The 23,862-nt window shown below is 70.4% G+C and carries 25 protein-coding genes and 1 riboswitch; of the genes, 12 read left to right on the top strand and 13 right to left on the bottom strand.

Annotation, left to right across the window (positions count from 1 at the left end):
- Positions 1-24: 24 nt before the first annotated feature.
- Positions 25-1,536 carry a phytoene desaturase family protein gene (locus ACQEVG_RS09115; protein WP_432979683.1) on the top strand — a complete coding sequence of 504 codons (1,512 nt, stop codon included), beginning with the start codon at positions 25-27 and terminating at the stop codon, positions 1,534-1,536.
- 52 nt (positions 1,537-1,588) lie between these two features.
- Here ACQEVG_RS09115 and ACQEVG_RS09110 read toward each other — a convergent pair whose 3' ends face one another.
- The 5 genes from ACQEVG_RS09110 to ACQEVG_RS09090 form a co-directional block, all read right to left on the bottom strand.
- Positions 1,589-2,446, bottom strand: a complete 858-nt coding sequence (locus ACQEVG_RS09110) for a hypothetical protein (RefSeq protein ID WP_432979680.1) — start codon at positions 2,444-2,446, stop codon at positions 1,589-1,591.
- 51 nt (positions 2,447-2,497) lie between these two features.
- Positions 2,498-3,415, bottom strand: coding sequence for a methylenetetrahydrofolate reductase [NAD(P)H] (gene metF / locus ACQEVG_RS09105; RefSeq protein ID WP_432979677.1), 918 nt, complete (start codon positions 3,413-3,415; stop codon positions 2,498-2,500).
- 142 nt (positions 3,416-3,557) lie between these two features.
- Positions 3,558-4,208, bottom strand: a complete 651-nt coding sequence (thiE, locus tag ACQEVG_RS09100) for a thiamine phosphate synthase (RefSeq protein WP_432979674.1) — start codon at positions 4,206-4,208, stop codon at positions 3,558-3,560.
- 122 nt (positions 4,209-4,330) lie between these two features.
- Positions 4,331-4,696 carry an Rv2175c family DNA-binding protein gene (locus tag ACQEVG_RS09095; protein ID WP_432979671.1) on the bottom strand — a complete coding sequence of 122 codons (366 nt, stop codon included), beginning with the start codon at positions 4,694-4,696 and terminating at the stop codon, positions 4,331-4,333.
- Positions 4,697-4,763: 67 nt separating this feature from the next.
- Complete coding sequence (locus ACQEVG_RS09090) at positions 4,764-5,987, bottom strand: NAD(P)/FAD-dependent oxidoreductase (RefSeq protein WP_432979668.1); 1,224 nt, start codon at positions 5,985-5,987, stop codon at positions 4,764-4,766.
- A 108-nt stretch (positions 5,988-6,095) separates the two neighbouring features.
- Positions 6,096-6,207, top strand: a riboswitch (TPP riboswitch).
- On the opposite strand from ACQEVG_RS09090, the gene thiO reads away from it, so the two are divergent.
- The 6 genes from thiO (at position 6,205) to ACQEVG_RS09060 (ending at position 12,028) form a co-directional block, all read left to right on the top strand.
- On the top strand, positions 6,205-7,377 hold the full coding sequence (gene thiO / locus ACQEVG_RS09085; protein WP_432979665.1) for a glycine oxidase ThiO: 1,173 nt from the start codon (positions 6,205-6,207) through the stop codon (positions 7,375-7,377). (Overlaps the previous riboswitch by 3 nt.)
- Positions 7,374-7,574 carry a sulfur carrier protein ThiS gene (gene thiS / locus ACQEVG_RS09080; RefSeq protein ID WP_432979662.1) on the top strand — a complete coding sequence of 67 codons (201 nt, stop codon included), beginning with the start codon at positions 7,374-7,376 and terminating at the stop codon, positions 7,572-7,574. Before thiO ends, thiS begins: the two co-directional genes overlap by 4 nt.
- 6 nt (positions 7,575-7,580) lie before the next feature.
- Positions 7,581-8,375, top strand: coding sequence for a thiazole synthase (locus ACQEVG_RS09075; protein ID WP_432979659.1), 795 nt, complete (start codon positions 7,581-7,583; stop codon positions 8,373-8,375).
- Positions 8,376-8,630: 255 nt separating this feature from the next.
- Positions 8,631-10,601 (top strand): Stk1 family PASTA domain-containing Ser/Thr kinase, encoded by a 1,971-nt coding sequence (gene pknB / locus ACQEVG_RS09070; protein WP_432979656.1) that lies wholly within the window; start codon positions 8,631-8,633, stop codon positions 10,599-10,601.
- 5 nt (positions 10,602-10,606) lie between these two features.
- Positions 10,607-11,455 carry a deoxyribonuclease IV gene (locus ACQEVG_RS09065; RefSeq protein ID WP_432979653.1) on the top strand — a complete coding sequence of 283 codons (849 nt, stop codon included), beginning with the start codon at positions 10,607-10,609 and terminating at the stop codon, positions 11,453-11,455.
- An 81-nt stretch (positions 11,456-11,536) separates the two neighbouring features.
- Entirely contained in the window at positions 11,537-12,028 is a 492-nt protein-coding gene (locus tag ACQEVG_RS09060; protein WP_432979650.1) for a DUF4396 domain-containing protein, read from the top strand.
- 31 nt (positions 12,029-12,059) lie between these two features.
- On the opposite strand, the gene ACQEVG_RS09055 is transcribed toward ACQEVG_RS09060, so the two are convergent.
- Positions 12,060-12,692 (bottom strand): sulfite oxidase-like oxidoreductase, encoded by a 633-nt coding sequence (locus ACQEVG_RS09055; protein WP_432979647.1) that lies wholly within the window; start codon positions 12,690-12,692, stop codon positions 12,060-12,062.
- Positions 12,693-12,846: 154 nt separating this feature from the next.
- Here ACQEVG_RS09055 and bfr point away from each other — a divergent pair, with 154 nt between their 5' ends.
- Positions 12,847-13,326 carry a bacterioferritin gene (bfr, locus tag ACQEVG_RS09050; RefSeq protein ID WP_405808831.1) on the top strand — a complete coding sequence of 160 codons (480 nt, stop codon included), beginning with the start codon at positions 12,847-12,849 and terminating at the stop codon, positions 13,324-13,326.
- Between the two features lie 41 nt (positions 13,327-13,367).
- Here bfr and ACQEVG_RS09045 read toward each other — a convergent pair whose 3' ends face one another.
- Positions 13,368-13,634: a (2Fe-2S)-binding protein gene (locus tag ACQEVG_RS09045; protein ID WP_432979643.1), complete on the bottom strand. Its 267-nt coding sequence runs from the start codon at positions 13,632-13,634 to the stop codon at positions 13,368-13,370.
- A 149-nt stretch (positions 13,635-13,783) separates the two neighbouring features.
- The gene (locus ACQEVG_RS09040; RefSeq protein ID WP_432979640.1) at positions 13,784-15,136 is read right to left on the bottom strand and encodes a class II 3-deoxy-7-phosphoheptulonate synthase; all 1,353 of its coding nucleotides are present in this window, start codon (positions 15,134-15,136) and stop codon (positions 13,784-13,786) included.
- A 190-nt stretch (positions 15,137-15,326) separates the two neighbouring features.
- Between ACQEVG_RS09040 and ACQEVG_RS09035 the strand changes: the two genes are divergently transcribed.
- Together ACQEVG_RS09035 and ACQEVG_RS09030 are read left to right on the top strand one after the other, a co-directional pair.
- Entirely contained in the window at positions 15,327-15,404 is a 78-nt protein-coding gene (locus ACQEVG_RS09035; RefSeq protein ID WP_432985192.1) for a trp operon leader peptide, read from the top strand.
- A 106-nt stretch (positions 15,405-15,510) separates the two neighbouring features.
- Positions 15,511-17,406 carry an anthranilate synthase family protein gene (locus ACQEVG_RS09030; protein ID WP_432979637.1) on the top strand — a complete coding sequence of 632 codons (1,896 nt, stop codon included), beginning with the start codon at positions 15,511-15,513 and terminating at the stop codon, positions 17,404-17,406.
- 111 nt (positions 17,407-17,517) lie between these two features.
- On the opposite strand, the gene ACQEVG_RS09025 is transcribed toward ACQEVG_RS09030, so the two are convergent.
- From ACQEVG_RS09025 to ACQEVG_RS09010, 4 genes are all read right to left on the bottom strand, one after another.
- Positions 17,518-18,546: a 6-phosphofructokinase gene (locus ACQEVG_RS09025; RefSeq protein WP_432979634.1), complete on the bottom strand. Its 1,029-nt coding sequence runs from the start codon at positions 18,544-18,546 to the stop codon at positions 17,518-17,520.
- Positions 18,547-18,703: 157 nt separating this feature from the next.
- Positions 18,704-19,378 (bottom strand): response regulator, encoded by a 675-nt coding sequence (locus ACQEVG_RS09020; RefSeq protein ID WP_432979631.1) that lies wholly within the window; start codon positions 19,376-19,378, stop codon positions 18,704-18,706.
- Entirely contained in the window at positions 19,375-20,616 is a 1,242-nt protein-coding gene (macS, locus tag ACQEVG_RS09015) for a MacS family sensor histidine kinase (protein ID WP_432979628.1), read from the bottom strand. The genes ACQEVG_RS09020 and macS overlap by 4 nt, the downstream gene beginning before the upstream one ends.
- Positions 20,617-20,644: 28 nt before the next feature.
- On the bottom strand, positions 20,645-21,406 hold the full coding sequence (locus ACQEVG_RS09010; protein WP_432979625.1) for a lysophospholipid acyltransferase family protein: 762 nt from the start codon (positions 21,404-21,406) through the stop codon (positions 20,645-20,647).
- 149 nt (positions 21,407-21,555) lie between these two features.
- Between ACQEVG_RS09010 and ACQEVG_RS09005 the strand changes: the two genes are divergently transcribed.
- The gene (locus tag ACQEVG_RS09005) at positions 21,556-22,335 is read left to right on the top strand and encodes an alpha/beta hydrolase (RefSeq protein WP_432979622.1); all 780 of its coding nucleotides are present in this window, start codon (positions 21,556-21,558) and stop codon (positions 22,333-22,335) included.
- Positions 22,328-22,912: a hypothetical protein gene (locus ACQEVG_RS09000; protein WP_432979619.1), complete on the top strand. Its 585-nt coding sequence runs from the start codon at positions 22,328-22,330 to the stop codon at positions 22,910-22,912. Before ACQEVG_RS09005 ends, ACQEVG_RS09000 begins: the two co-directional genes overlap by 8 nt.
- A gap of 113 nt (positions 22,913-23,025) precedes the next feature.
- On the opposite strand, the gene ACQEVG_RS08995 is transcribed toward ACQEVG_RS09000, so the two are convergent.
- Entirely contained in the window at positions 23,026-23,778 is a 753-nt protein-coding gene (locus tag ACQEVG_RS08995) for an endonuclease/exonuclease/phosphatase family protein (RefSeq protein ID WP_432979616.1), read from the bottom strand.
- Positions 23,779-23,862 lie beyond the last annotated feature (84 nt).

The following is a 23,862-nucleotide window of genomic DNA, read 5'->3' as shown; positions in this document are numbered from 1 at the left end:
GTGGCGGCGGATAAAGTCGCTGACATGGCACGGATTGCGGTGATCGGCGCCGGGATGGGCGCCATGGCGGCTGCTGCCCGGCTGGCCGTGGCAGGCCACCGGGTGACGGTGTACGAGCACTCGGCGACCCATGGCGGCGCGGTGGGCCGGTTCGAGCGCGAGGGCTTCGGCTTCGACACCGGTCCCGCTCTGCTGCATCTGCCCGCCGTCTGGCGGGACTTGTTCGTGAAGACCGGCAAGGAGCCGCTGGAGCGGTGCGTCGAGCTGGTCCAGGTCGACCCGGCGAGCCGTCATGTCTTCGCCGACGGCACCGCGGTGTCCCTGCCGAACGCCTCGCGGGCCGGCATCGTCTCCGCGCTGGACGCGGCGCTCGGGGCAGGCGCGGGTGCGCGATGGGGCGACTTCCTGGGCCGCGCGCGGGAGGCCTGGGAGCGCACCCGGCGCCCCCTGCTCGAGGAGCCCCTGCCCGCCGACCTGTCCCCGCTGGAGCGGGAGCCGTACCCGGCGCTCAGGTCCGGGCTGCTGCGGCGCTCGGCGAAGACGCTCGCCGAGGTGGGCCGGCGCGAGCTGGCCGATCCGAGGCTGGCGGCGCTGCTGGAGAGTTACGCCCTGTCGTACGGCTTGGATCCGGTCACCGCCCCCGCCTCCGCCGCCGTGCTGCCGTACATGGAGCAGACCTTCGGCAGCTGGTACGTGCGCGGGGGCATGCGCGCGCTCGCTGACGCCGTGTACGAACGGTGCCTCGCCCGGAAGGTCGAGTTCGTCTTCGGCGCCGAGGTGACCGGCGTACGGGAGAAGGACGGCCGGGCGGCCGGTGTCGAGCTGGCCGATGGGCTGCTGATCGAGGCGGACCAGGTGGTCGCGGGCGCGCCCGTGCCCGCCCTCTACCGGGACCAGGTCATCGGCTGGGAGAGCCAGGACGAGTGGCCCCGCTGTCAGTCGGCGGTGCGGACCGGACGGGTCACCGTGTGCCTGGCGTTGCGGGGCGCGCGGCCCGCGGACACCGTGCACCGGACGCTGGTGCACTCGGCGGACCGGGCGGACGAGCTGGACGCCCTGGCGGGGGCCAGGCTTCCCGACCGGCCGACCGTCGCGGTGCTGCGTCCTGACGACGAGCGGCTGCGCCCCGACGGGGACCATGAGTCGGTGACGGTCACCGCGACCGTGCCGGCCGGCGGCATGTTCTCCTCGGAGAACCTGTGGGGCGGCGAGCCGCGGCTGACCGATGCCTTCGCCGACCGGATGACCGAGGCCGCGGAGGCCGCAATACCCGGGCTGCGGGAGCGGTTGCTGTGGCGCGAGGTCCGCACCCCGGCCGACACCTTCCGCGAGACGGGCATGTACCAGGTGCCGGGCCCGGCGCTGGCCGGTGCGCGCGGCGCGCTGCTGCCCGCGGCCAACCGGTCGCCGCTGCCCGGGCTGTACTTCGCCGGCGGCTGGGCGCACCCGGGCGGTTCTCTCGCGCACGCGGGGATGTCGGGGGCGCTGGTGGCCGGTCTGATCGTGGAGGGCGCGGACTTCCGCGGCTCTCAGTGAGGGCCTTTCACCGCGGACCTTCAGACCGTGGCCGGCTGGTCGTCAGTAGGCGTCAGTAGCGGTACTGCTGCTCGTTGTACCCGGACCCGGTGTCGTAGCCGTACGGCGAGGGCTGCTCCGGCGGCATCGGCGGATCCTGCTGCTCGCCGTCGCGCTGCTGGGGCACCCACACTCCGCCGGGCGGCGTCTCGCTGTACTGAGGCTGTGCGTAGGGGTCGGCGTACTGCTGCTGGCCGCCGTAACTGTCGTAGCCGTCGTACGTGTTGTACTGCTGCCCGCCCACGTACGGATCGGAGTAGGTGGCGTACTGCTGCTGCCCGCTTCCGTAGTCGTACTGCCCGGCGTAGCTCTCCTGGCCGGAGGGCTGCTGGGCGTATCCGGAGTAGTAGGTGTCGTACAAGCCGCCGTACTGGCCGTAGCTCTGGCTCTGGTCCTGTTGCTGCTGGGCCGCCGCGTAGGCCTGGTCGCTGTAGACGCCGTACTGCCCGGTGTCGTCCGGGAGCGGCTGCGGCTCGTACACCGGCTCCGGCTCGTAGACCGGCTCCGGCCCGGCTGCGGTGGGCTCGTAGGAGAGGTCCGAGACCTCGAGTGTGGGCTCGCCCGAAACGGCCTCGTACGGCCCGGCGCCGGACTTGCGGCGGCGGCTCACGCCCGGACTGCCGCCGAGCGCCCAGCCGGTGGAGAAGCCGCGGCGGAAGGAGAGCGTGACATACGTCTGGCCGACGGCGAAGGCTATCGCGCCCAGCGCGATCACCGCGACGGAGGGCAGCAGTACGCCGACGACCACGCAGAGGAATCCGGCGAACGCGAGCAGCCGCCAGCGCAGTCGCGCCTTGTACTGCAAGAGCACCTCGCCGAGCAGCCACAGCGCGACGATGCCGAACGCGATGTAGAGGACCGTCCAGCCCATGCCCGCCCCTCTCCTTCGGTCACCGCCCGGGGTGGGGGCGGGTACGACCGATCACGACTGCTCGTGCAGTCCGAGATTCTCGTAGATTTCGAGCGTCGCCGTGGAGTTGTTGAGCGTAATGAAATGCAGTCCGGGGACACCCTCGGAGAGCAAACGTGCGCAGAACTCCGTTGCGAACTCGATGCCAATGGAGCGTACAGCCGCGGGATCCTCCTTGACGGTGAGGATCCTCTCTTTCAGCTCTGGCGGGAACGAGGCATTGCTGAGCTGGGCAAACCGCTCGAGCTGCTTGACGCTGGTGACCGGCATGACCTCGGGGATGATCGGGGTCTCGCAGCCTGCCTCCGCGACCCGGTCGCGCAGCCGCAGATAGTCCTCGGGCTGGAAGAACATCTGCGTGATCGCGTAGTCGGCGCCGGCGCGGCACTTGTCGACGAAGTGCCGGGTGTCGGTGTCCCAGTCCTCCGAGCGCGGATGCATCTCGGGGAAGGCCGCGACGCCGACGCAGAAGTCACCGGACTCCTTGATCAACTGGACAAGCTCGGCCGCGTACCGCACGCCCTCGGGGTGCTTGATCCACTCGCCCATCGGGTCGCCGGGCGGGTCGCCCCGGACGGCGAGGATGTTGCGGATCCCGGCGTCGGCGTACTGGCCGATCATGTTGCGCAGCTCGGCGATGGAGTGGTTCACCGCGGTGAGGTGTGCGACCGGGGTGAGCGTGGTGTCGGCAGCGATCTGCTCGGTGGCCTTGACGGTGCCGGCGCGCGTCGAGCCGCCGGCGCCATAGGTCACGGAGACGAAGTTCGGGGCGACCGCCTCGACCCTGCGGAGCGCGTTCCAGAGGTTCCGCTCGCCCTTCTCGGTCTTGGGCGCCCAGAACTCGAAAGAGTAGGAAGGTTTGCCGGTTGCGAGCAGCTCGCGCACTGTCCGTGCGCGATCCGTCCTGGTGGAAGCAGTTCCGAGGGCCATAACTGCAGGTTATCCAGGGCTCGACGGTCACCCAACCAGAACCAGGGAATATGTCCGTATTGTCTGCCTAATGTCCACCCCTCGGACAGTTATGCGCTTCCCGCTGTCCACCGCGCCCCCTTCAAGCGCCGTCCATGGCGCCTCAAGCGTCGCGCTCCCGGACGCGCTTGACCAAGGACGCGGATGCCGCGGCCGGGTCGTCGGCCTCGGTGATGGCCCGTACGACGACGATCCTGCGCGCGCCCGCGTCCAGCACCTCGTCGAGGTTGCCCGCGTCGATCCCGCCGATCGCGAACCACGGCCGGTCGGTCTTCAGCCCCGCCGCATACCGCACGAGGCCGAGTCCCGGGGCGTACCGCCCGGGCTTGGTCGGGGTGGGCCAGCAGGGTCCGGTGCAGAAGTAGTCCACGCCGGGCTCGGCGACGGCCGCATCCACTTCGGACTCCGCGTGCGTCGAGCGGCCGGTCAGCATCTGGTCGCCGAGGATCGCGCGGGCGGCCGGGACCGGCAGATCGCCCTGGCCCAGATGCAGCACGTCGGAGCCGATGGCGTGGGCCACGTCCGCGCGGTCGTTCACGGCGAGCAGCTTGCCGTGCCGACGGCAGGCGTCCGCGAAGACCTGGAGGTGCTCGAGCTCCTCGGCCGCCTCCATGCCCTTGTCGCGCAGCTGCACGATGTCGACCCCGGAGGCGAGCACGGCATCCAGGAACTCCGCGAGGTCGCCCTGCTTCTTCCGGGCGTCCGTGCAGAGATAGAGCCGGGCGTCGGACAGCAGCTCACGAGCCGTGGGCATGGGTGATTCCCCCGTTGGGTGGGCGGTGTGCGGGCAGGGGCGCTCGGCCCCCGTCCGCACACCGCGTGGTGTTGTCTTCAGGACCCCGTGACGCCAGGAAGTGACATCAGGAGGTCCGGACGTCAGACGGCGAGCGCCTGGGCACGGCGCTTCACCTCCGTGCCGCGATTCTCGCTGAGCGCCTGCGCGGGCGTGCCAGGCAGGGTCGGGTCGGGGGTGAAGAGCCACTCAAGCATCTCTGCGTCGGTGAAGCCGTCGTCCTTCAGGAGCGTCAGGGTCCCGGCGAGACCCTTGACCACCTTGTTGCCGTCGATGAAGGCGGCAGGCACCTGAAGCGCCCGGTTCTCACCGCGGCGCACGGCGATCAGCTGGCCCTCCTTGACCAGCTGCCGTACGCGTGTCACCTCGACATCGAGCATTTCCGCGATGTCGGGAAGGTGGAGCCAGGCGGGGACGAGAGCATCGATTTTTGCGTCAATCTCGGTCACAGGACAAGCGTGCCATCCCGGACTGACAGTCGGTAGCCGGACCCCTCGCGCGGCACCTCGCTGCCCCCTAGACAGCCGCCGCCTTCAGAGGGACGGACGGGTCTGCCGCGAGATCCGGATCCAGCCGCGCGCCGGACAGGATGAGCTTGCGCCCCTGCGCCAGGTCACGGGCCCTGCCCACGGCGAGCAGCGCGACCAGCGCACCCTCGCGCAGCCAGAGCACCGTCCAGGAGGCGGCCGCCGGATCACCCCGCCACACCATCGTCTCGGCGGCCTCGTGATGGCCCGCGTACTGCACAAAGCGGCCGAACTGCTCGGACCAGAAATACGGCACCGGGTCATAGACCTGCGGGGCCTCGCCCACGACATTGGCGGCCACCGTGCGCGGCCCCTGCAGGGCGTTGTCCCAGTGGTGCACGAGCAGCCGCTCGCCGTAGCGCGCGGACGGGAAGGAGGCGCAGTCCCCCACCGCGTACACATCGGGCAGTGAGGTGCGCAGATACTCGTCCGCGGTGATTGCTCCGTCCGGGCCGAGCTCGATGCCGGAGCCCGCGAGCCAGCCGGTGGCGGGGCGGGCGCCGATGCCGACGACCGCGGCCCCGGCCGGGAGCCGGCGGCCGTCCGCCAGGATCACCGTGCCCGGCTCGATGCCGGCCACGCGCGCGTGGGTGATCAGTTCGGCGCCGTACTCCGCGTACCAGTGGGCCATCGGAGCGGCGACCTCGGCGGGCAGGACGCCCGCGAGGGGGCGGTCGGCGGCCTCGACGACGATCACGGAGCAGCCCGCCTCCCGGGCCGCCGTCGTGAACTCCGCGCCGATCCAGCCCGCGCCGACGACCACGACGTCGTGCTGCTGCGCGAGTACGGGGCGCAGCCGCTCGGCGTCGTCGAGGGTGCGCAGCAGATGGACGCCGGGGACACCTCCGGCGCCGGGCAGGGTGATCGGCTCGGCGCCGCTGGCAATGACCAGGACGTCGTACGGGACGGGCCCCGCCTCGGTGTCCAGCTCATGCGCGACCGGGCGCACGCCGGTCACCTCGCAGCCCAGCCGCAGTTCGATGTCGAGCGCCTCGAAGTCGACCTCGAAGGCCGACCCCTCCGCCTTGCCGAGCAGGATCGCCTTGGAGAGCGGTGGTCTGTCGTACGGCTGGTGGGGCTCGGCGCCGATCAGGGTGACCGGTCCGGTGAAGCCCTGCTCGCGCAGCGCCACCGCGGTCTGCACGCCGGCCATTCCCGCGCCGACGACGACCACGCGGCGCCCACCCTGTGCTGTCTGCTGCTGCTCGCTCACCCTGCAACCTTAACGATCTGACGATCCGTCAGGAAGCCCGGATCCGCGACGCCGCTCACCCCGCACTCCCTTACTGCGCGTTGATGGCTGGGGTTAGGGTGGCCCCCGTAAGGCACTCGCGGGAGCCCGGACGCACCGGGCTGAGAGGGAGGCTGGCGGCCTCCGACCGTACGAACCTGATCCGGGTCATGCCGGCGAAGGGAGGGGCTGGACGCCCATGTCGCGTATTTCCGAAACGCGCGCTTCAGACGTCCTCGTCATCGGGGGCGGAATCATCGGCCTGGTCACGGCCTGGCGCGCGGCACAGCGCGGACTGCGGGTCGCCGTGGCCGATCCGGAGCCGGGCGGCGGGGCCGCGCAGGTCGCCGCGGGCATGCTCGCCGCCGTCACTGAGCTGCACTACGGCGAGCAGATGCTGCTCGGTCTCAATCTGGAGTCCGCCAGACGCTATCCCGCATTCGTCGCCGAGCTGGAGGAGGCGAGCGGGCAGCGCCTCGGCCACCGCGCCTGCGGGACACTCGCCGTCGCGCTGGATGCCGACGACCGCGCGCATCTGCGTGAACTGCACACCCTGCAACGGCAGTCCGGCCTGCAGTCGGAGTGGCTGACGGGCCGCGAATGCAGACGTCTCGAGCCGATGCTCGCACCCGGCGTGCGCGGGGGCCTGCGGGTGGACGGCGATCACCAGATCGATCCGCGACGGCTGGCGGCCGCGCTGCTGACCGCCTGCGAACGGGCCGGGGTGGTCTTCCACCGCGGCTGGGCGGAGCGGCTTTCCGTGGTACGGGACCGGGCCGCCGGGGCCGTACTGACGGACGGCGCCGAGCTCACCGCGGATCAGGTCGTCCTGGCGGGCGGCAGCCTCAGCGGCAGGCTCGGCGGCGTACCGGCGGACGTACTGCCTCCCGTACGGCCGGTGAAGGGCCAGGTCCTGCGGCTCACCGTGCCGCCCACGTACGCGCCCTTCCTCTCCCGGACCGTGCGGGCCGTGGTGCGCGGCAGCAACGTCTATCTGGTGCCGCGCGAGAACGGCGAACTGGTCGTGGGCGCGACCAGCGAGGAGCTCGGCTGGGACACCACGGTCACCGCGGGCGGCGTGTACGAGCTGCTGCGCGACGCGCACGAGCTGGTGCCCGGCATCACCGAGCTGCCGCTCACCGAGACCCGCGCGGGGCTGCGCCCCGCCTCCCCCGACAACGCCCCGCTGCTGGGTCCGACCGCGCTGCCCGGCCTGCATCTGGCCACCGGGCACTACCGCAACGGGGTGCTGCTGACCCCCGTGACCGGCGATGTGCTGGCCGAGCTGCTGGTCACCGGCGCGCTGCCGGACGAGGCCCGCGCCTTCACGCCACGCCGTTTCTCTCCCGTACCTCTGGAGCAGCCCGCATGAACGTCTCCGTGAACGGCGAGGCCCGCGAGCTCACCGCCGGAACCACCCTGGACACCCTGGTCGCGGCCCTCACCGCCGCTCCGTCCGGGGTCGCCGCCGCCGTCAACGAAGCGGTCGTCCCGCGCAGCCAGTGGTCGGGCACGCTGCTCGGCGACGGCGACCGCGTCGAGGTCCTCACCGCAGTGCAGGGAGGCTGATCAGCCATGGCCGACGACCGTCTCACCATCGGCGACACCGTCTTCAACTCCCGCCTGATCATGGGTACGGGCGGGGCACCGAGCCTCGACGTGCTCGAACGCTCCCTCGTCGCGAGCGGCACCGAGCTCACCACCGTCGCGATGCGCCGCCTCGACCCGACCGTCCAGGGCTCCGTGCTGTCCGTCCTGGAGAAGCTGAACATCCGCGTCCTGCCCAATACGGCGGGCTGCTTCACCGCGGGCGAGGCCGTGCTCACCGCCCGGCTCGCACGCGAGGCGCTCGGCACGGACTGGATCAAGCTGGAGGTCGTCGCGGACGAACGGACCCTGCTGCCCGATCCGATCGAGCTGCTCGACGCGGCCGAGACGCTGGTCGACGACGGCTTCACGGTGCTGCCGTACACCAATGACGATCCGGTGCTGGCCCGGAAGCTTCAGGACGTGGGCTGTGCGGCGATCATGCCGCTGGGCTCGCCGATCGGCTCCGGTCTGGGTATCCGCAATCCGCACAACTTCCAGCTGATCGTCGAGCACGCGCGCGTGCCGGTCGTGCTGGACGCGGGAGCGGGCACCGCGTCGGACGCGGCGCTGGCGATGGAGCTGGGCTGCGCGGCGGTGATGCTGGCGTCGGCGGTCACGCGGGCGCAGGAACCGGTGCTGATGGCGGAGGCGATGCGGCACGGGGTGGAGGCGGGCCGCCTCGCGTACCGGGCGGGGCGGATTCCGCGGCGCCACTTCGCGGAGGCGTCCTCGCCGCACGAGGGACGGGCTGCCCTGGACCCGGAACGCCCGGCGTTCTGACCGCTGGGCGGGGCGTTTCCGCCACGCCGCCCCTTCCCGAACCGGGCAAGCCCCCGGACCCCCGGTACGCCCTTCGGGCGTAGTCCTCAAACGCCGGACGGGCTGGAAAATCCAGCCCCGCCGGCGTTTGAGGCGCCAGGATCCGTAGCCGGAGCCCCCCGAAAAGGCCACCGCTGTCACAGCTCGGCTGCAGTACGGCCCCGGTCTCGCCCTGTGGCGTCGGGCCTGTCCGTGGTGACTCGTAGAATCTCCCGCGTGGATACGACCCTCAAGGACCCCCTCGTCGGGCAGGTGCTCGACGGCCGCTACCGCGTCGACGCGCGCGTCGCCGTTGGCGGTATGGCCACGGTCTACCGGGCGGTCGACACCCGACTCGACCGGGTGCTCGCGCTCAAGGTGATGCACCCCGCCCTCGCCACCGACGCCTCCTTCGTGGAGCGCTTCATCCGCGAGGCAAAGTCCGTGGCGCGCCTCGCCCACCCCAATGTGGTCGCCGTCTTCGACCAGGGCGCCGAGGGCGCGTACGTCTACCTCGCCATGGAGTACGTCGCGGGCTGCACGCTGCGCGACGTACTGCGCGAGCGCGGGGCGCTCCAGCCGCGGGCCGCGCTCGACATCCTGGAGCCCGTGCTGGCCGCCCTCGGCGCCGCGCACCGGGCCGGGTTCGTCCACCGGGACATGAAGCCGGAGAACGTGCTGATAGGAGACGACGGCCGGGTCAAGGTCGCCGACTTCGGTCTCGTACGGTCCGTCGGCTCGGTCACCAACACCACCGGCACCGTGCTGGGCACGGTCTCCTATCTCGCTCCCGAGCAGATCGAGTACGGCACGGCCGACACCCGCGCCGATGTGTACGCCTGCGGGGTCGTCCTCTACGAGATGCTGACCGGTGCCAAGCCGCATGCCGGAGACACCCCCGCCCAGGTGCTCTTCCAGCATCTGAACGAGGCGATGCCGGCGCCCTCCGCGCTCTTCCCCGGCCTCGCCGTCGAGCTCGACGGGCTGGTCGCGAGTGCCACCGCCCGCAACCCCGAGGTCCGTCCGTACGACGCGGTGGCGCTGCTGGCGCAGGTCCGCGAGGCCCGTGCGGCGCTCGGCGACGAGCAGCTGGACATGGTGCCGCCGGGTGCGCGGACCGAGGATCCGGCCGAGGACCGGGCGCAGAACGGGACGACCGGCGAGAGCGCGGGCGAGATCCGCTCCTCGTCCGAGGACCGTACGGATGTCATCCCGCGGGTGATCTCCCGCGAGGAACCACCGGTGGATCACACCGCCCGGCTGGTGATGCCGCCCCCGCAGCCGCCGCACCAGCCCGGGCCGCCCCGCCTGCTGGGCGTCCCGCGGCGCGGCATGGTCGCGATGCTGGTCGCCGTCCTGCTCGTGCTCGGCGTGGGCGCCGGCGTCTGGTACATCAACTCCGGGCAGTTCACCCGCGTACCGGCCCTCATCGGCAAGACCGAGAAGGACGCCAGGCAGCAGCTGAAGGGCGCCGGTCTCGGCGTGAAGAAGGTGCGGTACGACTTCAGCGAGACGGTCGAGCGCGGCACGGTGATCAACAGCGTCCCCGCGATCAATCAGCGTATCCGCGGCAACGACTCCGTGACGCTCATCGTCTCGCGCGGCCCGGAGATCGTCAGGGTCCCCGACGTCGAGAGCATGCCGCTCAAGAAGGCCGAGCAGGAGCTGCGGAAGGTCGGCCTGGCACCCGGTGTGATCACCAAGGCGTTCAGCGACGAGATCGAGCAGGGCTCGGTGATCAGTACGGACCCGGCGGCCGGCACCGGACGCAGCCCCGACTCCGCGGTCGCCCTCGTCGTCAGCCGGGGCGCCCCGGTCGATGTCCCGGATGTGACCGGCGACTCGGTGGAGGACGCCACCAGCGAGCTCGAAGGCGCCGGCTTCAAGGTCAAGGTCGCCTCCGAGCGGATCAACTCTCCTCAGGAGGCGGGCACCATCGCCGAGCAGTCCGCGACGGAGGGCGCTCAGCTGGCCCGCGGCGACACCATCACGCTCACGGTCTCCAAGGGCCCGCGCATGGTCGAGGTCCCCGATGTCGTGGGCGACAAGGCGGACGAGGCCACCGACAAGCTGAAGTCCGCGGGCTTCGAGGTCAAGGTGGAGAAGAGCTTCCCCTTCCTCGGCGACACCGTGGAGAGCCAGTCCGTCGCGGCGGGCGAACAGGCCCCCGAGGGCAGCACGATCACCATCAAGACCAAGGGACTGTAGTTCTGATGCGCAACCCCGTCGGCGGCCATGTCCCCGTGGCCGGCGGCCTCGCCACCACCGGTCTTGCCTACGCCCGTGAGCTGGAGGCCGAGTCGGTACAGGTCTTCGTGGCCAATCCGCGCGGCTGGGCGACGCCCGCCGGAAACCCGGCGCAGGACGAGAAGTTCCGGGCCGAGTGCGCCGCCGACGGGATCTCGGCGTACGTACACGCCCCCTATCTGATCAACTTCGGCTCGCACACCGAGGCGACCGCCGAGAAATCCGTGGAGTCGCTGCGGCACTCGCTGCGCCGGGGCCGGGAGATCGGCGCGCTGGGCGTGGTCGTGCACACCGGCTCGGCGACCGGGGGCAGGACCCGCGAGGTGGCACTGGCGCAGGTGCGGGAGCGGATGCTGCCGCTGCTCGACGAGCTGACACACGACGACGACCCGTTCCTGTTGCTGGAGTCGACGGCCGGCCAGGGCTTCTCGCTCTGTTCGAGGACCTGGGACTTCGGGCCGTACTTCGAGGCCCTCGACTCCCATCCGAAGCTGGGTGTCTGCCTGGACACCTGTCACGTCTTCGCGGCCGGGCACGATCTGGCGGGCCCGGACGGGATGGCGCAGACGCTGGATCTGCTGGTGGAGACGGTCGGCGAGGGCCGGCTCAAGCTGATCCACGCCAATGACTCCAAGGACGTGGTCGGCGCCCACAAGGACAGGCACGAGAACATCGGCGCAGGTCATATAGGCGAGGAACCGTTCGGGGAGCTGATGCGGCATCCGGCGACCGAGGGCGTACCGCTGATCATCGAGACGCCCGGTGGCAAGGAGGGGCACACGGCGGATGTGGCGCGGCTGAAGAAACTCCGCTGAGAGTTCTCCACAGAGGAATACCCCTGGGGGGTATACGGTTCTTGTTCAGCAGGAACCGCTGTCCGACATTGGGGGCACTTCATGCAGCACGACGCTCACACCGAGCACGCGCACCACACGCCCGAGGGGCACGGCAGGGTCAGCTGGACCATGGCCGCTCAGGCGACGCTCCACTGCCTCACCGGCTGCGCCATCGGCGAGGTGCTCGGCATGGTCATCGGCACCGCACTGAGCTGGGGAAACGTCCCGACGATGATCCTGGCGATCGTCCTGGCCTTCTTCTTCGGCTACTCGCTCACGCTGCGCGGCGTGCTGAGGGCCGGAGTCGACTTCAGAACCGCGGTCCGGGTCGCCCTCGCCGCCGACACGCTCTCCATCGCCGTGATGGAGCTGATCGACAACGGCGTGATCGTGCTCTGGCCGGGCGCCATGGACGCACACCTGGCCGACGTACTGTTCTGGGGCGTTCTCGCCATCTCGCTCGTCGTCGCCTTCGTGGTCACCACACCCGTGAACAGGTGGATGATCGGCCGCGGCAAGGGCCACGCGGTGGTGCACCAGTACCACCACTGACCGCGCCGGCCACCGGCCCGGCCACCAGGACTCAGAGCTCGGGGCCGTCCCCGGGCTCTTCCTGGTACGAGTAGCGCTGTTCCTGCCAGGGGTCGCCGAGATTGTGATAGCCGCGCTCCTCCCAGAAGCCGCGGCGGTCGGCGGTCATGTATTCCACGCCCCGGACCCACTTGGGCCCCTTCCAGGCGTACAGATGCGGCACGACAAGGCGGAGCGGGAAGCCGTGCTCGGCGGTGAGCAGTTCGCCGTCCTTGTGGGTCGCGAAGATCGTGCGCTCCGAGACGAAGTCGGCGAGCCGCATATTGGCGCTGAATCCGTACTCGGCCCAGACCATGACATGGGTGGCGTTGGCCGCCGGCGGGGCGAGTTCCACGACCGAACGGGCGGGGACACCGCCCCATTCGGCCCCCAGCATGCTGAACTTCGTCACGCAGTGCAGATCGGCGACGACCGTCGAGAACGGCAGGGCCGAGAACTCCTCGTGGTTCCAGCAGTGCTTGCCGCCGTCGGCCGTGGCGCCGAAAACCCTGAACTCCCAGCGGTCCGGCTTGAACTTGGGTACGGGCCCGTAGTGAGTGACCGGCCAGCCACGCTGCAGTCGCTGCCCCGGCGGAAGCTCGGACTCCTCTGATGCGCGGTATTCCCGGCTTTCCGGCTGACCCATGCCTTCAATGGTGACAGACGGGGAAGGGTGGTCATGACCAGGTCTGGCCCGATTCGGGCAACTCGTACTAAGCATGCACTTACTGGACGACCCCCGGCCACGGTGCGAAGATTCGCCCACCTGCCCAGTCACACGTGCGGAAGGAGCCTCTGCGATGCAGGGCGACCCCGAAGTCATCGAGTTTCTCAATGAGCAGCTGACCGCCGAATTGACGGCCATCAACCAGTACTTCCTGCACGCGAAGATGCAGGAGAACTTCGGCTGGACGAAGCTCGCCAAGTACACCCGGGCAGAGTCGTTCGACGAGATGAAGCACGCGGAAGTGCTCACCGACCGGATTCTCTTCCTCGATGGCCTGCCGAACTACCAGCGCCTCTTCCATGTGCGCGTGGGCCAGACGGTGACCGAGATGTTCCAGTCGGACCGGCAGGTCGAGGTGGAGGCGATCGACCGCCTCAAGCGCGGGATCGAGGTGATGCGCAGCAAGGGCGACATCACATCGGCGAACATCTTCGAGTCGATCCTGGCGGACGAGGAGCACCACATCGACTATCTCGACACGCAGCTGGAGCTGATCGAGAAGCTCGGTGAGCCGCTCTACATCGCGCAGCTGATCGAGCAGCCGGAGGGCTAGAACCTCGGATCAGGCCCCTCGAATCAGGCTGTCGCTTCGGATCAGGCCGCTTCGCCGAGCACGGTCTGGGGGCCGGTTCCGGGATCGGAGGCCATGACGGCCGCGCCGTCGCCCTGCTCCAGCAGCTCACGCCGCGGGCAGCTGCCCCGGCCAAGAATCCCCTGGATGCGGCGGACGCACGATCCACAGTCGGTACCGGCTTTGGATGCCGACGCTATCTGTCGGGGGGTGCAGGCACCGGCGTCCGCGTGTTCCTTGACCTGCTTCTCGGTGATGCCGAAGCACGAGCACACGTACACGCGGTTCACCTCCCGGACGGGATCGATGGGGCGGCGCCTTTCCCGATGATCGGTGAGGCTTACCTAACCTTAGCCGCAGAATCGGATGCGCAAAAGCCCCGAAATGACGGTGGGGCGTGGATCACATCGATCCGCGCCCCACCGTCGTTGATCCGTTACTACTGGTCGCGGTACATCTCGGCGACCAGGAAGGCCAGGTCCAGGGACTGGCTGCGGTTCAGTCGCGGGTCGCAGGCCGTCTCGTAGCGCTGGTGCAGATCGTCGACGAAGATCTCGTCGCCGCCGCCCACGCACTCGGTGACATCGTCACCGGTGAGCTCGACATGGATACCGCCGGGGTGCGTGCCGAGCGCCTTGTGGACCTCGAAGAAGCCCTTGACCTCGTCGAGCACGTCGTCGAAACGGCGGGTCTTGTGGCCGGAGGCGGCCTCGAAGGTGTTGCCGTGCATCGGGTCGGTCACCCAGGCCACGGTGGCACCGGAGGCGGTGACCTTCTCGACCAGCTCCGGGAGCTTGTCGCGGACCTTGTCGGCGCCCATGCGGACCACGAAGGTCAGCCGGCCGGGCTCGCGCTCCGGGTCGAGCTTGTCGATGTACTGCAGCGCCTCGTCGACCGTGGTCGTCGGGCCGAGCTTCACACCGATCGGGTTGCGGATCCGGGAGGCGAACTCGATGTGCGCCCCGTCCAGCTGGCGGGTGCGCTCACCGATCCAGACCATGTGGCCCGAGGTGTTGTACAGCCGGCCGGTCCGCGAGTCGGTGCGGGTCAGCGCACCCTCGTAGTCGAGCAGCAGCGCCTCGTGGGAGGCGTAGAACTCTACCGTGCGGAACTCCGCCGGGTCGGTGCCGCACGCCTTCATGAAGTTGAGCGCGTTGTCGATCTCCCGCGCGAGCTGCTCGTAGCGCTGCCCGGAGGGGGACGACTTCACGAAGTCCTGGTTCCAGGCATGCACCTGGCGCAGGTCGGCGTAGCCACCGGTGGTGAAGGCGCGCACCAGGTTGAGCGTCGCGGCGGAGGCGTTGTACATCCGCTTGAGGCGCTCGGGGTCCGGGACGCGGGCCGCCTCGGTGAAGTCGAAGCCGTTGACGGAGTCGCCCCGGTAGGTGGGGAGCGTCACGCCGTCGCGGGTCTCGGTCGGCTTGGAGCGCGGCTTGGAGTACTGGCCGGCGATACGGCCGACCTTCACCACAGGCACGGACGCGGCGTAGGTGAGCACCGCGCCCATCTGGAGCAGGGTCTTGAGCTTGTTACGGATGTGGTCGGCGGACACGGCGTCGAAGGCCTCGGCGCAGTCGCCGCCCTGAAGAAGGAACGCCTCGCCCTTGGCGACGGCTCCCATCCGGGCACGCAGCTGGTCGCACTCGCCCGCGAAGACGAGCGGCGGATACGACTCGAGGTCCGCGATCACATCGCGCAGAGCCTCGGCATCGGGGTACTCGGGCTGCTGCGCCGCGGGCAGGTCTCGCCAGGTGTTGCCACCGACAGCGGTGGTCTTAGCGTTCACGGTCACTCAGCCAACAGTACGGGGTCCGCGCCGGCATCCACGCCCCGGCCCAGTACGTGAGACGGCGGTCCATGCCGGCCCTACCGGTACCCGATGGCCGATATGTCCCCGGGCCGGCCCGTCCAGGGGGACCAGGGTTCGGGGCCGCGCTGCCGCGCCCGTCCGTTCCTCGGACGTACCGCGGCACCGCCCCGGGATGTGCGTTAAGGTCGGCGTCATGTTCGCGCACTCGATCCAGAACTGGTGGTGGACCGCACACCCGGCGGCCCACTGACTGATCGCGCGCAACAGGATCGCGAAGGCCGCCCGAGGGGCGGCCTTCAGTGTTTCCCGGGTCCCGGGGCAGCGGCCGTTCCTCACACTCGGAAGGAACACACCGGATGCTCATCAGCCGACTGCTGGACGACGACTGCCCGCCCTTCGCCCTGCTGCGCAGGCGCACGCCCGGCCATGACCACGACACCGTCGAGGTCCTGATCGGCGCCGTGCACGAGGTCGAGCGGCTCGCCGACCTCCCGGCCGGGGACCGCCCGTCCCTGGCCCTGGTCCCGTTCCGCCAGATCAGAGAACGCGGCTTCGACGTACGCGACGACGGCACGCCGCTGTCGGTGCTTGTCGCCGACGAGTCGTACGAACTGCCGCTCGCCGAAGTCCTGTCGACGCTTCCCGCCCACGACGTACAGGTCGAGGACGGGGCCTTCGACGTCGGCGACGAGGAGTACGCGGACATCGTCCGCCGGGTCATCGACGACGAGATCGGCCGCGGCGAGGGCGCGAACTTCGTCATCCGCCGCACCTATACCGGCCGCGTCCCCGGCTTCGGACGGGCCGACGCCCTCGCCCTCTTCCAGCGGCTGCTGGCCGGTGAGCGCGGCGCGTACTGGACCTTCGTCGTGCACACCGGCGAGCGCACCCTCGTCGGCGCCTCCCCCGAGGTACATGTCCGGATGAGCGGCGGCACCGTCGTGATGAACCCCATCAGCGGCACCTTCCGCCATCCGCCCGAGGGCCCCACTCCCGAGGCGCTGCTCTCCTTCCTGGCGGACCGCAAGGAGCGCGAGGAGCTCTCCATGGTCGTCGACGAGGAGCTGAAGATGATGTGCACCGTCGGCGACATGGGCGGCGTCGTCATCGGTCCCCGGCTCAAGGAGATGGCCCATCTCGCGCACACCGAGTACGAGTTGAGGGGCAAGAGCTCCCTGGATGTACGGGACGTACTGCGGGAGACCATGTTCGCGGCGACGGTGACAGGATCGCCGGTGCAGAACGCCTGCCGGGTCATCGAACGGCACGAGGTGGGCGGGCGCGGCTACTACGCGGGGGCTCTCGCGCTGATCGGCAGGAACGCGGGTGGCGGGCGGGAGGGACACGCCGGTGCGCAGACGCTCGACTCCCCTATCCTGATCCGTACGGCCGACATCGACGCCGAGGGCTTCCTGCGGGTGCCGGTCGGGGCGACGCTGGTCCGGCACTCCGACCCGGCGGGCGAGGTCGCCGAGACGCACGCCAAGGCGGCCGGTGTGCTCACCGCGCTGGGGGTGCGGCCGGGCCGGCCGCGGGAGGACGCGGAGCGCCCGCAGCTCGCCGACGACCCGCGGGTACGGGCCGCCCTCGACGCCCGCCGCGCCGACCTCGCGCCCTTCTGGCTGCGGATGCAGGAGCGCAGCGCCCGGCTGAGCGGCCATGCGCTGGTCGTCGACGGCGAGGACACCTTCACCGCGATGCTGGCGCATCTGCTGCGCTCCACCGGCCTGGAGGTGACGGTGCGTCGGTACGACGAGCCGGGCCTGCGGGAATCGGCTCTGTCGCACACGGGACCGGTGGTGCTGGGTCCGGGACCGGGCGATCCGGCCGACGCGGGCGATCCGAAGATGCGCTTCCTGCGCTCGCTCGCGGCGGATCTGCTGCGCGATCACCGCCACGGTCTGCTGGGCGTCTGCCTCGGCCATGAGCTGATGGCTGCCGAGCTCGGCCTGGAGATCGTACGCAAGGACGCGCCGTACCAGGGGGCGCAGGAGCGGATCGACTTCTTCGGACGGGAGGAGACGGTGGGCTTCTACAACAGCTTCACGGCGCGCTGCGACGACGCGTCGGCGGCGGAGCTGGAGGCGCACGGGGTCGAGGTGGCCCGCGATCCCCGCTCGGCGGAGGTGCACGCCTTGCGGGGCACAGGCTTCGCGGGCATCCAGTTCCACCCGGAGTCGGTACTGACGATGCGGGGGCCCGAGGTGATCCACGGCCTCCTCACCTCGACGACACGGGTGGGCCGGGCCTGATTTTCCCTTACCCGCCCTCCCCGAACTGGGGGGCGGAGCCCCAGTTCAGGGATGGGGGTACCTCCCACGGCCGCCAGGCCGTAGGAGGGCGGGACAGGGGAACAGCAACCGTCAGCCGAAGAAGACGCCGACCTCCTCGTACAGCTTCGGATCGACCGTCTTCAGCTTCGCCGTGGCCTCCGCGATCGGCACTCGCACGATGTCCGTGCCCTGCAGCGCGACCATCTTGCCGAAGTCCCCGTCCCGCACCGCGTCGATGACGTGCAGTCCGAAGCGGGTGGCCAGCCAGCGGTCGAAGGCGCTCGGGGTGCCGCCGCGCTGGACATGGCCGAGGACCGTGGTGCGGGCCTCCTTGCCCGTACGCCTCTCGATCTCCTTGGCCAGCCACTCGCCGACGCCGGAGAGCCGGACATGACCGAAGGAGTCGAGCGATCCGTCCTTGAGGACCGCCTCGCCGTCCTTGGGCATGGCGCCCTCGGCCACCACCACGATCGGGGCGTAACTGGCTCTGAAACGCGAGGTCACCCAGGCGCAGACCTGGTCGACGTCGAAGCGCTGCTCGGGGATGAGGATGACATTGGCGCCGCCGGCCAGACCGGAGTGCAGGGCGATCCAGCCCGCGTGGCGCCCCATCACCTCGACGACCAGGACGCGCATATGGGATTCGGCGGTGGTGTGCAGCCGGTCGATGGCCTCGGTGGCGATGCCGACCGCGGTGTCGAAGCCGAAGGTGTAGTCGGTGGCCGACAGGTCGTTGTCGATGGTCTTGGGCACGCCGACGCACTTGATGCCGTACTCCTCGTACAGGCGCGCGGCAACGCCGAGGGTGTCCTCGCCGCCGATCGCGATCAGCGCGTCCACCTCGTGCTTGGCGAGATTCTCCTTGATGCGGCGGACGCCGTTCTCCGACTTGAGAGGGTTGGTGCGCGAAGAGCCGAGGATGGTGCCGCCGCGGGGCAGGATGCCGCGTACGGCCGGGATGTCGAGCGTGACCGTGTCGCCCTCGACGGGTCCGCGCCAGCCGTCGCGATAGCCGACGAATTCGTACCCGTACTCCTGCACGCCCTTGCGGACGATGCCACGGATGACCGCATTCAGCCCGGGGCAGTCGCCGCCCCCGGTCAGTACTCCGACGCGCATGGAAACTTCCCTTCGCCTGGTGAGCCGTATGACCGCCACGCTAATGGTGATCCAGGTCACTACGGGATGGGACGAAAGGTCAATTCCTGTGCGTCATACGACGGTTGACGCCCAATTTTCACCCGATCGAGTCTCGTACGGGTAAGAGCCCACCGGATTACTCGTCGTCGAGGCCGCGCTCGATGGCGTACCGCACGAGCTCTACGCGATTGTGCAACTGGAGCTTGCCGAGCGTGTTCTGGACGTGGTTCTGGACAGTGCGGTGGGAGATGACCAGGCGCTCGGCGATCTGCTTGTACGAGAGCCCCTTGGCGACCAGCCGCAGCACCTCGGTCTCGCGCTCGGTCAGCTGCGGCGCCTTCGGCTCGTCGCCCCCCGGCCCGGGAGCGGGCTCGGAGGCGAGCCTGCGGTACTCGCCGAGTACCAGGCCCGCGAGGCCGGGTGTGAAGACCGGGTCGCCGACGGCGGTCCGCCGCACGGCGTCGGTCAGCTCCCCGGTACTGGCGGACTTGAGCAGATAGCCGGTGGCGCCGGACTTCACCGCTTCCAGTACGTCCGCGTGCTCCCCGCTCGCGGAGAGCACCAGGACCCGCAGAGCGGGGTGGGAGCCGAGGAGCTCCTTGCACACCTGAACCCCCGGCATCCCGGGCAGATTGAGGTCGAGTACGAGGACGTCGGGCACGACGGCCCTGGCGCGGCGCACGGCCTGGGGACCGTCACCGGCCGTCCCGACCACCGTGAAGCCGGCCGCGTCCAGGTCGCGGGCAACCGCGTCCCGCCACATCGGGTGGTCGTCGACGACCATCACCTTGATCGTCTGCTGATCCGTCATTTTCCTGCCTTCCCCCGTGGAACCCGTGCCCGTGCAGCCCGCGGGGCCCGTGGAACCTTCAGTTCGACCTCTGTGCCCTGGCCCGGGACCGAGATCAATTCGGCGGTGCCGCCGAGATCCCGCAGCCGCCCGCGGATCGAGAGGGCGACACCGAGCCGTCCCTCGCCCTCCGCCTGGGCGAGCCTGCCCTCCGGGATGCCCGGGCCGTCGTCCCGGACCGTCACGATCACCTCGTCCGGCCAGTCCTCGACCAGGATCCAGGCCTGGGCGTTGTCCCCCGCGTGCTTACGGACATTGTCCAGGGCGGCGCTGACAGCGGCGGCGAGCTCGGCCGCCGCGTTCGTCGGGAGCAGCACGGGCGCGCCCGGCTCCGCGAACGTCACCTTCGACCCGGCGTGCTGGGCGAGCAGCGACCGCAGGTCGTAGAGCTCCGGCTCGCCCGAGTCCCCGTCGTCCTCGACGGTGCGGACCACGGCGCCCAGCGAGGCGTCGTCGGAGGCGCGCATCGCGGGGACCAGGCCGCTGGAGACCAGGGTGCGCAGGGCGACCTCCTGCTCCCCCGCCATCCGGCCGAGCTCGGCGGCCTCGCCGCCCAGCGCCGTACCGCGCCGCTGCACCATGGCGAGCACCTGGAGCACGCTGTCGTGGATGTCGCGGGCCAGCCGCTCCCGCTCGCGGGTCGCCGCCTCGATCTCCAGGGCGCGGGCGAGGGTGCGCTCGGAGGCGCGGGCGACCTCGACGACATAGCCGATGGCGATGGAGGCGACCCAGACCAGCAGGACGTTGTGGAAGGTGTCCCGGCTGGGCTCGCCGCGCTCGATGATGTTGACGACGGCGACGAGTGAGGACGCGAAGCCCGCCCAGCGCCAGCCGCCCTTGATGGCGAAGGCCAGAACGGATCCGGCGGTCCATATCGTCGGCAGCGTCGGACCGTCCATGTGCTGCGCCTGGGCGTCGGCGAGCGGGGTGAGCAGAATGCCGGTCAGCGCGATGGTGAGATCGGCGCCGAGGAAGCGTTTGGTGCAGCGGCGGGCGTTGGCCACCTTGGGGAGCGTGAGCAGCGTCCAGACGGAGATCACCGCGAGGACGGCCACCGCCACCCAGGGGCGCTCGAACTTGTCCCGGGTGAAGATGGCGAGGAGCACCGCGTACGTCATGGTCAGTACGCGGTAGGCCGTCAGCGCACGCCACAGCGGCAGTTCGACCGACATCCGTACGACCCGCTGGCGCTTGGCCATGTTTCCCACCCCAGGACGGACGGCTCGGCTAGGCAGCCGGCCGGTCCGTCGTCTCTGCCGTGTCCGCCTTCGCGGCCGCCTTCGCCGCCTTCTCCGCCGCCGCCTTCTGCTCGGCGATCTGGCGCTTCGCAGCCGTCGCGTAGATGTCTACGTACTCCTGGCCGGAAAGCTTCATGATCTCGTACATGACCTCGTCGGTCACCGAGCGCAGGATGAAGCGGTCGCCCTCCATGCCGTGGTAGCGGCTGAAGTCGAGCGGCTTGCCGATCCTGATCCCCGGGCGCATCAGCTTGGGGACCACCTTGCCGGGCGGCTGGATCTTCTCCGTGTCGATCATCGCGACCGGGATGACCGGAGCGCCGGTGGCGAGCGCCACGCGCGCGATGCCGCCCGGCTTGCCGCGGTAGAGGCGGCCGTCCGGGGAGCGGGTGCCTTCCGGGTAGATGCCGAACAGGCCGCCGCCCGCGATGACATCGACTCCGGCCTTGATCGCCGCCTCACCGGCACCGCGCGCGCCCGAACGGTCCACCGGGAGCTGTCCGACGCCCTTGAAGAAGGCCGCGGTGAGCTTGCCCTTGATTCCGGGCGAGGTGAAGTACTCCGCCTTGGCGATGAAGGTGACCTTGCGGTCGAGCACCGCCGGGAGGAAGAACGAGTCCGAGAAGGACAGATGATTGCTCGCCAGGATCGCCGGTCCCTCGGCGGGAATGTTCTCAAGACCCTCCACCCAGGGCCTGAAGGCGAGCTTCAGCGAGCCTCCGATGGAGAACTTCATTGCGCCGTAGATCAACTCGGGTGCCTCCTGTTGTGCTGTCGAACAGACCTTAACCCGAGGTGGGCCCAGGGTCCCTGCGCTGGGGGGCTTACGCACCTGGTCGGTGTCGGTCCGGTCGCGTACGGTGAAGTACACCTTCAGACACTGACGAACAGGAGACCCTGGTGCCGGTCCTTCCTGGAGCCGAGCCGTACCGCCACGAAGGCGGAGAGGTCGGCGTCCTCCTCTGTCACGGATTCACCGGTTCCCCGCAGTCGTTGCGCCCCTGGGCCGAGTATCTGGCGGAGCGCGGTCTCACCGTGTCGCTGCCGCTGCTCCCCGGGCACGGCACGAGCTGGCAGGACATGCAGGTCACCGGCTGGCAGGACTGGTACGCGGAGGTGGACCGCGAGCTGCGGGTGCTGGTCGAGCGGTGCAGCCAGGTCTTCGTCTTCGGGCTCTCGATGGGCGGCGCGCTCACGCTGCGGCTCGCCGCGAAGCACGGGGACACGGTCAGCGGCATCGTCGTGGTCAACCCGGCGAACAAGGTCCACGGCCTGTCGGCGCACGCCCTGCCGGTCGCCCGCCACTTCGTGCGTACGACAAAGGGAGTGACGAGCGACATCGCCAAGGAGGGCTCCCTGGAGGTCGGGTACGACCGGGTGCCGCTGCACGCCGCGCACTCCCTGCGGAACTTCTTCCGGCTGGTCGACGGCGAGCTGCCGCAGGTCACCCAGCCGATGGTGCTGCTGCACAGCCCGCAGGACCATGTGGTGCCGCCGGCCGACTCGGCCCGCATCCTCAGCCGGGTCTCCTCCACGGACGTCACGGAGATCCTGCTGGAACAGAGCTACCACGTGGCGACGTTGGACCACGATGCGGAGCGGATTTTCGACGAGAGTTACGCGTTCATCGGCCGGCTCGCTCCGAGTGTCGGGAAGAAGGGGAGCACCACTGGTGGCTGAGCAGCACGACGCGGACCGCGAGCCGCAGCCCATCGACGAGGAGGCCGCCTGGGCGGCCATCGTCGCCGGGTACGGCGACGAGCCCACAGACCCGCCGGGCGCGAAGCCGTTCAAGTCGGTGGAGGACCTCGCGCTGCTCGCCGAGGGCGAAGTGAACGAGACCCCCAAGGACCGGGCGGCGCAGCCGGAGCCCGGCCCCGAGGAGGACCCCGACGCGGACAGGCCCGCGCTGGGCAGCTCGATCACCTTCGCACCGGGGGTCGGCGGACCGCGCGACTACCAGCTGACCGAGCCGAAGGACGACGGCCTCGAGGACGGCGACGACGACGAGGGCCACTTCGTGCCGCCGGAGCCGCCGCCGCTGCCGGAGGCCGATGTCACGGCCAAGTTCGCCTGGCTCGCGGTGGTCGGCGGCCCGGTGCTGATGCTCGTCGCGGTGCTCCTGCAGTGGGACATGACCTGGTGGCTGACGACGCTCTGCGTCGGCGGGTTCCTGGGCGGCTTTGCCACCCTGGTGGCCCGGATGTCGGGCGCCGACGACGAGGACGACGACCCGGGCCGCGGGGCAGTGGTCTGATTCGGGCGCTCGGGTGGGGCAGTGGTCTGATTCGGGCGCTCGGGTGGGGCAGTGGTCTGATTCGGGGCCCGGGTGGGGCAGTGGTCTGATTCCGGGTTCGGGCGGGCCACCGCTCAGGCCGCGGGCACCCGGAGCGCGGCCAGCACCGGAAGGTGGTCCGTCGCGGCCTCCAGGTCGTCCTGGGTGATGCCCGGGAGGCCCAGCGGCACGCCGCAGCCCAGCACTTCGACGCCCTCCGTCGCGAAGATCGCGTCGATCCGCTGGTGCGGGTCCCCGGGCGTCGATGTGTGCTCACCGCCCCAGGGGGCGACCGCCCAGCCGTCCTGCAGCTCCCCGGCAAGCCTGCGGAAGCTCCGCCCGCTGGGCCGGTCGTTGAGGTCACCCGCCGCGATCGCGTACGGCACGTCCATCGCCTTCAGCCGGTCGAGCAGCATCCCGGCCTGCGCGTAGCGCTCGTCGCTCCGCAGGCTCAGATGACAGCTGAGCAATCCGATCCGGGCGCCCCCGACGCGTACGACGGCGGTGGCGAAGCCGCGCCGGTGCAGGCCGGGGGTGCGCGGCAGCAGCACGTCCTGCGTACGCTCCACGGTCGCCCGCAGCGAACACATCAGCAACGGCCCGGTCGTGGTCGCGCCGCCGGTCAGCACGACGAGCTCGCTCTTGGCGGCGAGTCGGGCGGCGTGCTTGCGCCAGCGGAAGAACCGCGGGGCCTCCTGGATGAAGACCAGGTCGGGCTCACAGGCACGGATCACCCGGCTCAGCGCGTTCTCGTCGTCGCGCAGGGAGCGGATGTTGTAGCTGAGCACCCGGATCACGACCGAACCGTCCGGCTCGGTGCGGGGGTTGGGCAGCGCAGTGATCGCCATGCGGCTCACGATACGACGCCACGGGCCATCCACCGGGGCTCCGCCCCGCACCCCGTACGCCCTTCGGGCCTGCCCTCAATCGCC

The sequence above is a fragment of the Streptomyces sp. CA-135486 genome (genome assembly GCF_050936555.1).
In the GTDB taxonomy this organism is placed as follows: Bacteria; Actinomycetota; Actinomycetes; order Streptomycetales; family Streptomycetaceae; genus Streptomyces.
Note: the sequence above shows the minus strand (reverse complement) of the source record. Positions and strands in the feature narration are given on the sequence as shown.